The sequence below is a fragment of the Pseudomonas fluorescens genome, from assembly GCF_902497995.1.
GTDB lineage: Bacteria > Pseudomonadota > Gammaproteobacteria > Pseudomonadales > Pseudomonadaceae > Aquipseudomonas > Aquipseudomonas fluorescens_BK.
Genome location: NZ_CABVII010000079.1, coordinates 1 through 507 on the forward strand (window position 1 = coordinate 1; position 507 = coordinate 507).

The 507-nt window shown below is 60.9% G+C and carries 1 pseudogene; it reads right to left on the reverse strand.

Going from position 1 to position 507, the window contains the following annotated elements:
* Nucleotides 1-507: pseudogene (locus F8N80_RS31000) on the reverse strand (DUF726 domain-containing protein); the annotation flags it as partial.

Consider the following 507-nt stretch of genomic DNA (forward strand, 5'->3'; position numbering starts at 1 on the left):
GCACCGCGCCGCAGGATAAACCCGGTCAGCCTGGCCAACGCCGTGCCGCTCAAGGCTGCGGTAGCCGAACGGCCCACATCCAAGCGGTTGAACAACCCCTGCTCTTTTTGTGCCGCCGCCTTGAGCTCGGCCTCGAACGCCTGGCGATCAGCGCGGCTGAGTTTGTCCTTGTACTGCTCGATCAGTGTTTCTGCGACCTGCCCTTCGATCTCGGCAAGCGCCACGTGCTCAAGTGGTTGATCGAATTTGATACCCAGGCGTTGCGCCACATCTTCGGCAATCTGGCGATAGCCCACGCCATGGCCTCGGGCCAGGTTCATAAAGCTATCACCGCCCATGCGCTGCAATTCAATGGCCAGTTTCAACGGCTCACGCACACTGGCATCAATCGCGGCACTGCGCTTTTGCGCCATCAGTTCGGCAAGAAACTTCAGCTCCTCCGGCCGCGCTTGCACCAACGCCGGGTACAGGTCCACGTCCGCTTCGGCAAACCGCACTTCACTGCTG